This window comes from Mixta theicola, assembly GCF_002895925.1.
GTDB lineage: Bacteria > Pseudomonadota > Gammaproteobacteria > Enterobacterales > Enterobacteriaceae > Mixta > Mixta theicola.
In genome coordinates this window covers 46,916-60,927 of the sequence record NZ_NWUO01000005.1, presented here as the reverse complement: position 1 = coordinate 60,927, position 14,012 = coordinate 46,916, and the positions used below count along the sequence as shown (strand labels likewise).

Here is a 14,012-nt window from a genome sequence, read left to right as displayed (position 1 = left end):
AACAGGTTGGCAATACATTAATTCAGGAGAACAATGATGAACCAGATTGAAACCCGTCAGCTTGGGCGCAGCGGCATTGAAGTTCCTGCACTTACCTTTGGCGGCAACGTTTTTGGCTGGACCGTGGATCAAAACACCTCTTTCTCACTGCTGGATGCGCTGGTGGAAAAAGGGCTGTGGTTCATTGATACCGCTGATGTGTATTCACGCTGGGCGCCGGGCAACAAGGGGGGAGAATCGGAAATCATCATTGGTAACTGGCTGAAAAAAACCGGCAAGCGCGACAAAATTGTTTTGGCCACCAAAGTCGGCATGGAACTGACGCCGGAGAAAACCGGGCTGGCGGCGAAATATATTCGTCAGGCGGTAGAAGACTCTCTGCGTCGCCTGCAAACCGACTATATCGATCTCTATCAGGCGCATCGCGATGATGATCAAACCCCGCTGGAAGAGACGTTAAAAGCGTTCGACGATCTGATCAAGGAAGGCAAAGTGCGCGCTATCGGCGCGTCTAACTATTCTGCGGCCCGTCTGACACAAGCGCTGAAGGTTAGCGAAGAGCACGGTCTGGCGCGTTATGAAACCCTGCAGCCGGAGTATAACCTCTACGATCGGCAGGAATATGAAAGCGGCCTGGAGCAGGTAGCCACAGAAAACGGCCTCGGCGTCATTAACTACTATTCGCTGGCCAGCGGCTTTTTAAGCGGTAAATATCGCCGTCCGGAGGATGCCAGCAAGAGTAAGCGCGGGCAGGGCGTGGTAGATAAATACCTGAACGAGCGCGGGCTGCGCATTCTGCAGGCGCTGGATGAGGTTTCTCAGGCGCGCGGCATTACGCCGACGCAGGTTGCGCTGGCATGGCAAATCGTCCGTCCGGGGATTACCGCGCCAATCGTTAGCGCCACTTCACTGGAGCAGCTGAATGAGCTGGTGAAAGCGGCGCAGCTGCGGCTGAATCTGGATGAAGTGGAAAAACTAACGCAGGCCAGCCAGTACTAAGCCAGCCTGTTAAAAAAGCGCCTGCGGGCGCTTTTTTTTATTACGATGGATTGCAAGCCGGGTTAACCCTTGCGGATTAACCCGGAGGCGGCGTCAGGCAAACATAACCTGCGCCCAACGGGCCAGCCCGGCGGTTACCGAGCCGAAATCATCGCCGGAAGCCAGCGGAATGGTCGGCAGCTGCTGTTGCAGCGCCTGGCGTAACAGCGGTGAGCGGGCGCTGCCGCCGGTCAGGTAGATAATATCCGGCGTGGTGCCGCTGGTGTCCAGCGCCAGCTTTACCTGTTCCTGAATGCGATCCAGCGGTGCGGCGATGGCCGCTTCCAGCCCTTTGCTACCGATTTCGGTGCTGAGCCCGGCCTCGACAAACGCCAGCGCGGCGGTGGTTTCAGCCTGGTCGGAAAGCGCAATTTTACTCTCTTCCGCCGCCCGAACCAGCCGATAGCTGAGGCGCTGCTGCCAGACTTTCAGCAGGCGCTGTACTTTTTCCGGCTGACGCGCATCGCGTATCAGATCCTGCAGCAGCTTGCGGCAGGCGGCTGAGTAAAAGTCGCTTTGCGCCGGAACATCATTGATCGCGACTGCGTTCCACCAGGGAAGCGCAGGAAGGGCGGTGCCTTTTTGCGTTTCCCCGCCCAGCCCCAGCAGCGGCATCAGCTCTTTATAGGCCAGCGCAATATCCAGGTCGTTACCGCCGACGCGACAGCCGCTGTGTCCCAGCAGGCTGCTGGTGCGATCGGCGCGGTTGTGCCACTGCGGGCCCATCAACAGCATACTGCAGTCGGTGGTGCCCCCGCCAATATCCACCACCAGCACCCGCTTTTCTTCCTGCAGCGTGGCTTCAAAGTCGAGTCCCGCCGCCACCGGCTCAAACTGAAAGATCACGTCGCGAAAGCCGGCGCGGCTGGCGGCGCGCGCAAGAATGCCCTGCGCCTGACGGTTGGCCTCTTCGCCGCCCAGCCCCTGGAAGTTAACCGGGCGCCCAATGACCGCCTGATCAATGGCGCTATCCAGCTGCTGCCCGGCGGTTTGGCGAATATGCAGCATCGTGGCGCAAACCAGATCTTCAAACAGGGCAATCTGCTGCGGCTTCAGGCCGCTGGCGCCAAGAAAGGATTTAGGGGATTTAACAAACCAGACTTCTTCAGAGTCGGTCATATACTGCGCCAGCGCATCCAGACCAAAGTGAACGCTGCCGGGCGTTACTTCAATATCCTCATCGCGGTTGAAGGCGATAGCGCGCCGCAGCAGCGCCTGGTTTTCCGCCTCCGGCGTGGGCACCTGATGATGGCGGAACAGCCATTCGCTGATCGCTTCGCGGGTAGGCCCGCACAGCATAGAGGGCAGATAAGGAGAATCCTTTTCCAGTTTAAGCAGCCGCGGCGCGCCATTTTCCACCACGGCCACGGAACAGTTAGCCGTTCCGTAATCAAAACCGATAAACATAGAGTCTCCCCCTTGAGAAAAAAAGGGGGAGACTTTACCCGAGCCGATCGGGGCTGGCAAATGTTTCGCACGTTGCGGATTAACCCGCCGCCGGACGGTTACTTAATGGCGAACAAGCTGTTTTGCGGCAGGTTGCTCAATAAACCGCTTATTCAAACGCTTGAGCGCCCGGCTGCAGCTGTTTTAGCAGATCCGTGCGCGTCCAGGGTCTTTCCAGTCCGGCAATGTCGGCGGAGAAGTGTTCAAGGAAGTTTTGCGTGGTGGCGATGCGTCCGTGGCCGATAATAATGAGCGGCAGCACCAGTGCGGCGCTCACCTGCGGCAGGGAAAAACCTTTCAGCTGCGTGTTGCGCTGGCTTATCAGGAACAGCGTGCTGAGAATAAAGCCCAGCAGCAAACCACTGGCGACTTCGCTTTTCGAGTGGGCGTGCAGTACCAGACGTGAAGCGCCCACCAGCAGCGGCACCATATAACCTATCGTCACCGCCGCGCCGCGCCAGAACGCAGGCAGACGGCCCGACAACAGCCACAGCATTACCGGCCAGAAGGTCGCCGACATCGCACTGTGTCCGCTAAATCCGGTGAAGTTAAAGCGGGCGCTGCCGATGCCAAATCCCATAAACAGGATTTTCGATACGCTGACCACCAGACCCGCCAGCCCAAACGCCAGCAGCCAACACCAGACCGTGCGCCGGTCGTTACTTTTCCACGGCAGGATCAGGGCGATAAGGATTGCTGTGGGGATCAGCAACATGCTGTCGCCAAAATAGGTAATTGTTCTCCAGGACATAGCCAACCTTTCTGTTTACGAATATGCCTTTCGCCGCCTGGCGGAAAGGGGCGTCGCTACGCTGCCACGAAAAAGTGAGAGCTGGATCGCAGGTAGCAGTTTATCGGCGAAATGCGGCCGCGCCAAAGGAGAAAGTCTGAAAAGCAGGCGTTCCGCGCAGCGCTTCGACACCCTGCAGCGGACAGGCCGCTTTTTTCTGGCATCAAACCTGCGATCTCCCTATAATTGCCGCCAGTTAATCCTCTCAATATCTGACTGAACGCTAAGGATGATGTTTCGACATCGCCTGGTGCCACGTCATACAGTTATCAGGTCTTTAATTTTATGACTGACAAGTCCCACCAATGCGTCATTGTAGGTATCGCAGGCGCATCCGCATCAGGAAAAAGTTTAATTGCCAGCACGCTGTATCGTGAAATCCGCGATCGGGTTGGCGATGAGCATATCGGCGTGATTCCTGAAGACAGTTATTACAAAGACCAAAGCCACCTTACTATGGAAGAGCGGATTAAAACGAACTATGACCATCCCAGCGCGATGGATCATGATTTGCTGCTGCAGCATTTGCAGGCCCTGAAAGCGGGCCAGCAGATTGAATTGCCGGTTTACAGCTACGTTGAACATACCCGCACGCAGGAAACCATTCATCTGAAGCCGAAAAAGGTGATTATTCTTGAAGGGATCCTGCTGTTAACCGATGCCCGCCTGCGTGAAGAGATGAATTTCTCGATCTTTGTGGATACGCCGCTGGATATTTGCCTGATGCGCCGCATGAAGCGCGACGTTAACGAGCGCGGTCGCTCAATGGATTCGGTGATGGCGCAGTATCAAAAAACCGTGCGTCCGATGTTTCTGCAGTTTATCGACCCCTCCAAGCAGTATGCCGACATTATTGTGCCGCGCGGGGGTAAAAACCGCATCGCCATCGATATTCTGAAAGCGAAAATCAACCAGTTCTTTGAGTAAGCCCGTCAGCACGCTAAGGAAAAGGAGCAATCGGCGATGAGATTATGCGACCGTGATATTGAAGCCTGGCTTGATAACGGCAAGCTGGCGATTACCCCGCGTCCGCCGGTAGAGCGCATTAACGGCGCGACCGTTGATGTGCGGCTGGGCAATCAGTTTCGTACTTTTCGTGGGCATACCGCCGCCTTTATCGATTTAAGCGGCCCTAAACAGGAAGTCAGCGCCGCGCTCGATCGCGTGATGAGCGATGAGATCGTGCTGCCGGAAGGCGAGGCGTTTTATCTGCATCCGGGCGAACTGGCGCTGGCCGTAACCCTGGAGTCGGTTACGCTGCCTGACGATCTGGTCGGCTGGCTTGATGGCCGTTCGTCGCTGGCGCGTCTGGGCTTAATGGTGCACGTGACCGCGCACCGTATCGATCCCGGCTGGCAGGGCCGGATCGTGCTGGAGTTCTATAATTCAGGTAAGCTGCCGTTGGCTTTGCGTCCCGGTATGCTCATTGGTGCGCTAAGCTTTGAACCGCTGTCCGGTCCCGCTGCCCGCCCGTATAACCGTCGTGAAGATGCTAAATACAAAGGGCAGCAGGGCGCGGACGCCAGTCGCATCGATAAAGACTAACGGCCTGAACAGGGGATGGGATGAGACGATTAATTACCACGCTGGCTATTTTATTCGTCGTGATAGTGGCGGGAATGACAGCGCTGGTACTGCTGGTTAATCCCAACGATTTTCGCAACTATATGGTGCAGCAGGTTGAGCAGCGTAGCGGCTATCAGCTGCGCCTGGAGGGCGATTTACGCTGGCACGTCTGGCCACAGCTTAGCATTCTCGCTGGCCGCATGTCGGTCACGGCCCCCGGCGCGCAGCAGCCGATGGTGATGGCCGAAAACATGCGGCTTGATGTCCATCTCCTTCCTTTATTGTCGCATCAGCTTAGCGTGAAGCAGGTGATGCTGAAAAACGCGGTGATCCGCCTGACGCCGGACAGCAAAGCCCGGCAGCCTGCCGACGCGCCAGTGGGGCCGACGGACTCAACGCCGCCGGAACCGGTAAAAGGCTGGACGTTCGATATTAATAATCTCGAAGTGGCCGACAGCCTGTTAATCTGGCAGCCGCCGCAGGGCGAAGAGATTAACTTCCGCGATCTTAACCTTTCTCTGACGCAGGACAGCCGCCGCGAGGCGACGCTATCGCTGGCGACGCGGGTTAGCCGCGATCAGCGTGAGCTGCAGCTGTCGCTGGATGGCGAAATGAGCGTGGCGGATTATCCGCAGCGCGTGAACGGCACGGTGAAATCGCTGAGCTGGCAGCTACAGGGGCCGGGCTTGCCGGCGACGGGGTTGCAGGGCAAAGGCAGCCTGCAGGCGGAGTGGCTGGACGACAGCCAGCGCTTTTTGCTGCAGAACGTGGCCCTGACGCTGGGCGACAGCCAGCTGAACGGCGTTATTCGCGGCAAGCTCGGCAACGCGCCGACGATCGATATTGATATGCGCTCGCCGCATCTCGATCTGGATGCGCTTTCCGGCCTTAACGCACAAACAACCGCCGCGCCCGCTGCGCCCGCGCTTACCGCCAACAGCCGTCCGCCGGTGATCGCCGAGCCGGCCAGCTATCTTGACCATCCACTGAACAGCCTAAGCGCGGCGCTGAAACTCCAGGTCGATACGCTGCGCTGGCACGGTATGGATATGCAGCAGGTAGCGCTGGATGCCCAAAACCAGCAGGGCAAAATCGCGCTAAATACCCTGAGCGGCCGGGTAGGCGCGGGTTCTTTCTCGTTACCCGGCAGCTTAAATCTGCGTCAGCAGTCGGTAGAAGTGGCGCTGCGTCCGGCGCTGCAGAATATCGCGCTGGCGCCGTTGCTGCAGGCTTTCGCTCTGCCGCCAACGCTGGACGGTCAGCTGACGTTAACCGGCAATCTGAGCGGAGACGGGCTGAGCGTTGAGGATTTCCATCAACGCTGGCGCGGCGAGGCTGAGGTGGAGCTGGCTTCAGCGCGCATTATCGGCATGAATTTCCAGCAGCTGGTTCAGCGGGCCGTCGCCCGTAATAGCAATCGGGTCAGCAGCGGGGATGAAACGGGCAACAGTAACGAAACCCGTCTTGATAAACTGCAGGCGCAGGCAACATTAAAGGATGGCCTTATTGCGCTGAAAAACCTGCAGGGCGGCGCGTCCGGCTTCCGGCTGGGCGGAGCAGGGCAGATAGATATGCTGCGCCGCCAGTGCGATATTAACTTTGGCGTGCAGGTCACCAGCGGCTGGAAAGGGGACAACGCCCTTATCGCCACGCTGCAGCAGACGGCGGTTCCGCTGCATATTTACGGCGGCTGGGATAATCTGCAATACAATCTGCAGGTGGATCAGCTGCTGCGCCAGAAGCTGGAGAGCGAAATTAAATCGCGCCTGGATGACTGGTCGCAGCGTAATCAGAAAACTGCGGCGCCGGTAAAACAAGCGCATTAATCAGCGCCTGCCCGCGCCGGTAGTGTTTACGTCTCGTAATCCGGCTCGCGCTGATAAAGCGGGATAATCTGCACCTTATGCACGCGGTGGCTTTCCACTTCTAAGGTGCGGATAAGCCAGTCGCCGAGCTGCAGCTCTTCGCCCGCCTGGGGAACATGCTGCAGCTGATCCATCAGCAGGCCGGCAATGGTGTGATAATCGCGCTTCTCATTGAGCGGCAGTTCGATATACATCACCAGATCCTCCAGCGGCATATGCCCGTTGGCTATCCAGCTGCCGTCCTCTTTCTGACGAATATCATAACGCGCGTCCAGCTCCTTGCTTTCATTCGGTAAATTACCGGCGATGGTTTCCATTACGTCACTCAGGGTAACCACGCCTTCCACTGAACCAAACTCATCCACCACAAACGCGAAATGGGTGCGGGCGCTGCGGAACTGTTCCAGCGCCAGCAGCAGCGTAAGCTGTTCCGGGAAAATAAGCGGCTGACGGATTAAGGCGCGCAGATCGAGAGAGTTATGATGCAAAGACTGATGCAAAAGATCGATGATATGCACCACGCCAAGCGGCTCGCTACCGTTTTCGGTAATTAACAGTCTGGTGTGCTGGTTGCGGTCCAGCTGCGCCATTATTTCTGCCGGGCTGTCGCTCAGGTCAATATGATCAATATCGTGGCGGGAGGTCATAATGCTGCTGACGCTGCGTTGCGCCATACCCATTACCCGCACCACCATCTGGCGTTCCTGCTTATTAAATACTGCATCCTGTTCACCGGCGTCCCCCACCAGCGAGGAGGTTTCCGCATCCAGCTCCGCCTCCGCGTGCTGGCCGCGCAGCAGATGCAGCACCGCCTCGGCGGTACGTTTGCGCAGCGGTATCGTCGATGAGAGAAAACGCCGACGATTAAACTGCGATAGCTGATTAAGGAACTCAATTAAGATAGAGAAGCCAATGGCCGCATACAGATAGCCTTTAGGAATATGGAAGCCGAACCCTTCAGCAATCAGGCTAAAGCCGATCATCAGCAGGAAGCTCAGGCAGAGGATCACAATCGTTGGATGGCCGTTAATAAAGCGGGTTAACGGCTTGCTGGCCAGGATCATCAGGCAGATAGCGATAGCCACCGCCGCCATCATCACCAGCAGGTGATCCACCATCCCGACGGCGGTAATCACCGCATCCAGCGAGAAAACCGCGTCCAGCACTACGATTTGTGCCACCACCGGCCAGAAACGCGCGCCGTGCTTCTGCGGCTTATCATCGCTGTCGCGGCCTTCCAGCCGCTCGTTTAGCTCCATCGTGGCCTTAAACAGCAGAAATAGTCCGCCGATCAGCATAATCAGATCGCGGGCGCTGAAGGCGTGAGCGAATAGCGTAAACAGCGGTCGCGTAAGCCCGGCTAACCATGCAATCGAGGCCAGCAGCACCACACGCATAAGCAGCGCCAGCAGCAGGCCGGTCACTCTGGCGCGATCGCGCTGCGCGGCAGGCAGCTTTTCCGCCAGAATGGCAATAAAGATCAAATTATCGATACCCAGTACCAGCTCAAGCACAATTAACGTAACCAGCCCGGCCCAGATTGACGGATCTGCGATCCATTCCATACCCTGTTTTCACCTTTTATGGTTTATTTACCTGAAAGATGATGGGATCTGAATAATGAAAACGCAATGCTACCTGAGATAAATCCTAAATAAAAAAAGTGCGGGCCTTATTTCACGCCGATTATGCATATATTAGCGCGCGATCTTATTGGAATTTTGCTGGCCGGAGGGGAGGAGCGCTTATTAACATTTGCTGCAGAAATAAACGTTATTTGTTTGCTTCACGGAATAGAAGTTATTATCAAGCCGGAATTATCTGGAAAAGAAAGAAAGTCTCTTATGGCTTAACTGCTTGAAATAAAACGATTATTTTTTATATTCTTTAGTCTTATTCTGAAAGTGCTCTGGATCTGCTTTCCTGTGCTTGTCACAACCAGTCAATAGTATAAAAATCTAGCCATAACTTATGTGATCGGACCGAGATAATTGATGCGGTTCCTTCTGCTGCGTTCAGATAAAAGAGCTGTCTCTGGCTTTATGTACCCTATAAAAGCTAACCGATCTCTGCGCCTCAAATAGCACTGTTTCTGATTTAACAGCATTGGTAGCTGAAAGCCAGGGGCGGTAGCGTGCTTAAACTCTGACGAACAGTTTCAAATAGAGACGTCAAGAGTAATTTATAAATTTCTGTTGTTTTAAGACTAATGCTAATTAAATACGACAGAATAGCGTATGCCATCTTAAAACCTGATTCAGGCCTTATTGCCGGGAACTCAGGAAAAATTAATACCGATACGGTCAGCACGCTGGCCATTAATGATCGAACTGCAGGACGGCGGGCCGCGTCTGTTTTTACCGGGCGTTGACGGAGCGGCTTTCGCAGCAGGGACATTTATGCATAAAACGAGGGGCAAACATCTCATGACGGAACAGCAATAGTTAGGGCAGATTGGTCGTGAATTGACGTTTATTCATGAACTTTTTTTTGCGGCGAGACACACCGCTTTAGACAATAAATCAGCAATAGCGATGATAATTCAATGATGAAAACGAAACTAAAGTTGGCTCCGTTACTGGTGTCAATCTCACTTATCAGTGGCTGTACTGTAGTCCCAGGGCAAAATGTTTCCACCAGCGGTAAAGATGTCATTAAGCAGCAGGATGCGGATTATGACCTCGATAAAATGGTCAATGTCTTTCCTCTTACCCCGATGCTGATAGAGCAGCTGCGCCGTAAACCGATCGTCGCGCAGCCGAATCCGCTGCTCGATCAGGAAGTCGCTAACTATGAGTACCGTATCGGCGTTGGCGATGTGCTGAGCGTAACCGTTTGGGATCACCCGGAGCTGACCACCCCTGCCGGTCAGTACCGCAGCGCCAGCGATACCGGCAACTGGGTGCATTCAGACGGCACCATTTATTATCCTTATATCGGTAAGGTGAAAGTAGCCGGGAAAACCATCCAGCAGGTGCGCAGCGAAATGCAAAGCCGCCTGGCCAGCTACATCGAAAGCCCGCAGGTAGATGTCAATATCGCCGCCTTCCGGTCGCAAAAGGTTTACGTCACCGGGGAAGTCGGTACATCCGGTAAACAGGAAATCACCAACATTCCGTTGACCGTGCTGGATGCCATCAATACCGCAGGCGGGATGGCCGCAGATGCCGACTGGCGTAACGTTATCCTCACCCATAATGGCCGTGAGCAGCGTATTTCTCTGCAGGCGCTGATGCAAAACGGCGACCTGACGCAAAACCGGCTGCTCTATCCGGGCGATATTCTGTACGTGCCGCGTAATGACGATCTGAAAGTGTTTGTGATGGGCGAAGTGACCCGCCAGCAGACCCTGAAAATGGATCGCAGCGGCATGACCCTGACGGAAGCGTTAGGCAATGCGGAAGGTCTGAATCAGGAAGTGTCCAATGCGACCGGCGTGTTCGTTATTCGTCCGAACCGCGAGCAGGGCGGCAAGATCGCCAATGTCTATCAGCTGAATACCTCTGATGCGACCGCGATGGTGCTGGGTACGGAATTCCAGCTGCAGCCGTATGACATTGTCTACGTCACCGCAACGCCGCTTACCCGCTGGAACCGCGTGATTAATCAGCTGGTGCCTACCATCAACAGCATTCGTTACGGCATCGACTCAACGAAAGATATTAAAACCTGGTGATGAATATGTTTAATTCAATTCTCATCGTCTGCGTGGGCAATATCTGCCGTTCGCCAACCAGCGAGCGGTTATTAAAACGCTATTGCCCGGATGTGAAAGTTGAATCGGCAGGGTTAGGCGCTCTGGTGAACTATCCGGCAGATGAAAACGCCATCAAAGTCGCAGAGCAATATAACCTCTCGCTGGAGGGGCACCGTGCACGCAAAATCACTTCAGCCATGTGCAGAGAAAACGATCTGATCCTGGTGATGGAAAAACAGCATATCAATGACATCAGCAATATCGCCCCGGAAGTTCGCGGCAAAACCATGCTGTTTGGTCATTGGTGCAACGGTCGTGAAATCCCGGATCCATATCGAAAAAGTATAGAGGCTTTTGAATCTGTATACCTTTTATTGGATGACGCCGCTCAGAAATGGGCCCACGCATTAAATCGATAATCAGGCATAATAATGGTCAATAAAAAATCAGATAGCTCGCAGAAAATTGCAGATGCCAAAGATGAAATCGATGTAGCCCGTTTATACGGTTCAATTATCGATCATCGCTGGCTCATTATTGGCGTAACCGCGCTATTCGCAGTAATAGGTGTTATTTATTCCATTCTGGCAACGCCGATTTATCGGGCCGATGCGCTGGTACAGGTTGAACAGAATCAGGGTAGCCTGGTCATGACTCAGCTCTCGAATCTGATGCCGGATACCAAACCCGCTTCAGATGCGCAGATTGGACTGATTATGTCCAGGATGGTGCTGGGTAAAACCATCGAAGATCTTAATCTGCAAACTACCGTCGCGCCGAAATATCTGCCGATCGTTGGTGCTGGCTGGGCGCGCCTGATGGGCAACGACGATAAAAAGCTCGCGGTTTCTCGTCTGGAGCTGCCGCCTGAACTGATCGGCGCACAGCTGGAGCTGGTTATCGGTGACAACAACACCTTTACCCTTTCCAGTGACGACGGCGAACTGGTGAAAGGCAAAGTAGGGCAGTATGTAGGGCAGGGCAAGGTCAAAATCCTGGTCTCTGACACCAATGCCGCCGCTGGCGACAGCTTTATCATCCAGAAAAATGGCTACCTGCCGACCTACAATGATTTGGTTGGCCGTCTGAGCGTGGTCGATCAGGGTAAAGATACCGGCGTGCTGGCGTTAACCCTGAACGGTTCCGATCCGCAGCTGACGCAGGACACCCTGCGCGCCATTACGGAAAACTACCTGCTGCAAAACGTCGAGCGTAAATCTGAGGAAGCGCAAAAGAGCCTCGATTTCATCGACCGTCAGCTGCCGGAAGTGCGCCAGAAACTGGATGACGCTGAGAACAAGCTGAACGCGTTCCGCCAGCAAAACGATTCGGTGGATCTGACGCTGGAAGCCAAGTCGATGCTGGATACCATGGTTAACGTGGATAACCAGCTGAACGAACTGACCTTCCGTGAAGCGGAAATCTCCAAGCTTTATACCAAAGAGCACCCGGCCTATCGTACGCTGTTAGAAAAGCGTAAAACGCTGGTGGATGAGAAAAAATCGCTTGAGAGCAAAGTTTCAGTACTGCCGCGCACTCAGCAGGAGATCATTCGTCTGACGCGTGATGTTGATGCAGGCCAGGCGGTGTTCATGCAGCTGCTGAATAAACAGCAAGAGCTGAGCATTAACAAAGCCAGTACCGTAGGTAACGTGCGCATCGTTGACTCGGCGCTGGTGCTGAATAAGCCGATCGCTCCGCGCTCTGCCATTATCATCGCCGTTTCTCTGGTGCTGGGCCTGCTGGTTTCCACCATTTACGTGCTGATGAAAACCATTCTGATTCGCGGCATCGAAAGCCCGGAACAGCTGGAAAACAGCGGTATCAACGTTTATGCCAGCATTCCGATCTCCGAATGGCAGCAGCAGCGTGACCGTAAGCTGGCGCTGCTGAGCAAAGATAAGGGCAGCAAAAAAGCGCTGCGCGGCGGCGAACTGCTGGCGCTGGCGAATCCTGCTGACCTGGCGATTGAGGCGGTACGCAGCCTGCGCACCACCATGCACTTCGCGATGCTGGATGCGGCTAACAATATTGTCATGATTTCCGGCAGCAGCCCGGATATTGGTAAAACCTTTATCAGTACCAACCTGGCCGCAGTCGTCGCGCAGTCAGGCCAGCGCGTGCTGTTTATCGATGGCGATATGCGTAAAGGCTATTCCCACGAGCTGTTTAATACCGATAACCGTCACGGCCTGTCTGACCTGCTGTCAAATCAGGCGACGCTGGAGCAGGCGATTCGTCCGACTAACGTCAGCGGACTCGACTTTATTCCGCGCGGTCAGCTGCCGCCTAACCCGTCTGAGCTGCTGATGAGCCAGAAATTCATCGACCTGATGGCCAACGTGCAGAAACAGTACGATATTGTCGTTATCGATACGCCGCCGATTCTGGCGGTGACCGATGCGGCCATTATCGGCATGCAGGCCGGCACCAATATGGTGGTGGCAGGGTTTGAAAAATCGACGGTGAAAGAGATCGAAGTCAGCGTACGTCGCTTTGAGCAGAACGGTATTGAAATTAAAGGCGCCATTCTGAACCTGGTCGTCAAAAAGGCCGCCAGCGCCTACGGCTACGGCTATTACCACTATAGCTACGAATCAACCAAGCCGTAAAAACGAGAGTGCCAGCCGTTCGCGGCTGGCCTTTTAAGGTTTTTAAAACGAATCCATTGAGACTGATGTTATGACTGAGTCTACGCCTTTAATCAGCGTCGTTATTCCTACCTATAATCGTGCCGACATCATTTTAAAAACCCTAAACAGCGTTTTAAATCAAACCTGGCGTCATATTGAAGTGTTCGTGGTGGATGATGCTTCCACGGATAATACCGCTGAGGTGATGGCGGGCGTTAAGGATGAACGCGTACAGTTTATCCAGCTGGCGCAAAACAGCAGCGGCACGCGTCCGCGTAACGAAGGCATTGAGCGCAGCAGCGGCGAATTTATCGCCTTGCTCGATTCCGATGACGAATGGGTGCCGGAAAAGCTGGAAAAACAGCTGGCATATTTACGTCAGCAGCCGGGTAAAAGCCGCGTTTGTATGACGGCTAAATATAATAAGCGTCCTGAGGGGATGCACCTGCGGCGTAATAAAGACCTCAAAAAATATGCCTCAATTATGGAATTCCTGCTGCTGGGCAACGATTTTCAGACCAGTACGCTACTGCTGGACGCCGCGATTGCCAAACAAACCCAGTTTGACTCTGCGCTGCGCAAACATCAGGACTGGGATTTTGCCCTGCGCCTGCAGGAGAGAGGGGCAAGCTTTTATTATCTCGATCTGCCGCTGACAATTTATGACGATTCTGACTCTACCGCGCGTATCTCTTCCGACGGCAAGCGCGATAAATCGTTAATCTGGCTGGAAAGCATTAAAAAGCGCGTACCCAGCTATATCTGGTTCGGGTTTTACGCAAAGATTATCGCCGATAGCTATTTGCTCTCTAATGAAAAATCGAAAGGCATTGCTATCTATTTGAAATTGCTGCTGTCGAGAAAAATTAAATTCAGCCATTTTATGGCGATGATGAACGAAAGGTTTAAAAAGTTAGCCACTATTACCGCGAAACGTATTGTTCCGGGGAAGTGATTTAAAACAGCAATTGGAATGG

At 54.2% G+C, this 14,012-nt stretch carries 11 protein-coding genes; 8 read left to right on the top strand and 3 right to left on the bottom strand.

Annotated features, from left to right (window positions below):
• Positions 1-36 precede the first annotated feature (36 nt).
• Positions 37-999 (top strand): aldo/keto reductase, encoded by a 963-nt coding sequence (locus COO59_RS08425; protein ID WP_103059357.1) that lies wholly within the window; start codon positions 37-39, stop codon positions 997-999.
• Between the two features lie 93 nt (positions 1,000-1,092).
• On the opposite strand, the gene yegD is transcribed toward COO59_RS08425, so the two are convergent.
• Together yegD and COO59_RS08415 are read right to left on the bottom strand one after the other, a co-directional pair.
• Entirely contained in the window at positions 1,093-2,445 is a 1,353-nt protein-coding gene (gene yegD / locus COO59_RS08420; protein WP_103059356.1) for a molecular chaperone, read from the bottom strand.
• Positions 2,446-2,593: 148 nt separating this feature from the next.
• The gene (locus tag COO59_RS08415) at positions 2,594-3,235 is read right to left on the bottom strand and encodes a phosphatase PAP2 family protein (RefSeq protein WP_103059355.1); all 642 of its coding nucleotides are present in this window, start codon (positions 3,233-3,235) and stop codon (positions 2,594-2,596) included.
• A gap of 324 nt (positions 3,236-3,559) precedes the next feature.
• Between COO59_RS08415 and udk the strand changes: the two genes are divergently transcribed.
• The 3 genes from udk to asmA are packed head-to-tail and all read left to right on the top strand — an operon-like array spanning position 3,560 to position 6,666.
• Complete coding sequence (gene udk, locus COO59_RS08410) at positions 3,560-4,201, top strand: uridine kinase (RefSeq protein WP_103059354.1); 642 nt, start codon at positions 3,560-3,562, stop codon at positions 4,199-4,201.
• A 36-nt stretch (positions 4,202-4,237) separates the two neighbouring features.
• A complete protein-coding gene (gene dcd / locus COO59_RS08405) occupies positions 4,238-4,819 on the top strand; it encodes a dCTP deaminase (protein WP_103059353.1) in 582 nt (193 codons plus the stop codon).
• 20 nt (positions 4,820-4,839) lie between these two features.
• Entirely contained in the window at positions 4,840-6,666 is a 1,827-nt protein-coding gene (gene asmA, locus COO59_RS08400; protein ID WP_103059352.1) for an outer membrane assembly protein AsmA, read from the top strand.
• A gap of 26 nt (positions 6,667-6,692) precedes the next feature.
• On the opposite strand, the gene COO59_RS08395 is transcribed toward asmA, so the two are convergent.
• Positions 6,693-8,270 carry a TerC family protein gene (locus tag COO59_RS08395; RefSeq protein ID WP_103059351.1) on the bottom strand — a complete coding sequence of 526 codons (1,578 nt, stop codon included), beginning with the start codon at positions 8,268-8,270 and terminating at the stop codon, positions 6,693-6,695.
• A 980-nt stretch (positions 8,271-9,250) separates the two neighbouring features.
• Between COO59_RS08395 and COO59_RS08390 the strand changes: the two genes are divergently transcribed.
• The 4 genes from COO59_RS08390 to COO59_RS08375 all read left to right on the top strand — a co-directional run bounded on the left by COO59_RS08390 (position 9,251) and on the right by COO59_RS08375 (position 13,990).
• Positions 9,251-10,381: a polysaccharide export protein gene (locus COO59_RS08390; protein ID WP_103059350.1), complete on the top strand. Its 1,131-nt coding sequence runs from the start codon at positions 9,251-9,253 to the stop codon at positions 10,379-10,381.
• A 5-nt stretch (positions 10,382-10,386) separates the two neighbouring features.
• Positions 10,387-10,821 carry an arsenate reductase/protein-tyrosine-phosphatase family protein gene (locus COO59_RS08385; RefSeq protein WP_103059530.1) on the top strand — a complete coding sequence of 145 codons (435 nt, stop codon included), beginning with the start codon at positions 10,387-10,389 and terminating at the stop codon, positions 10,819-10,821.
• Positions 10,822-10,833: 12 nt separating this feature from the next.
• Positions 10,834-13,014: a tyrosine-protein kinase Wzc gene (wzc, locus tag COO59_RS08380; protein ID WP_103059349.1), complete on the top strand. Its 2,181-nt coding sequence runs from the start codon at positions 10,834-10,836 to the stop codon at positions 13,012-13,014.
• A 70-nt stretch (positions 13,015-13,084) separates the two neighbouring features.
• Positions 13,085-13,990 carry a glycosyltransferase family 2 protein gene (locus tag COO59_RS08375; RefSeq protein ID WP_103059348.1) on the top strand — a complete coding sequence of 302 codons (906 nt, stop codon included), beginning with the start codon at positions 13,085-13,087 and terminating at the stop codon, positions 13,988-13,990.
• The last annotated feature ends 22 nt before the right edge of the window (positions 13,991-14,012 follow it).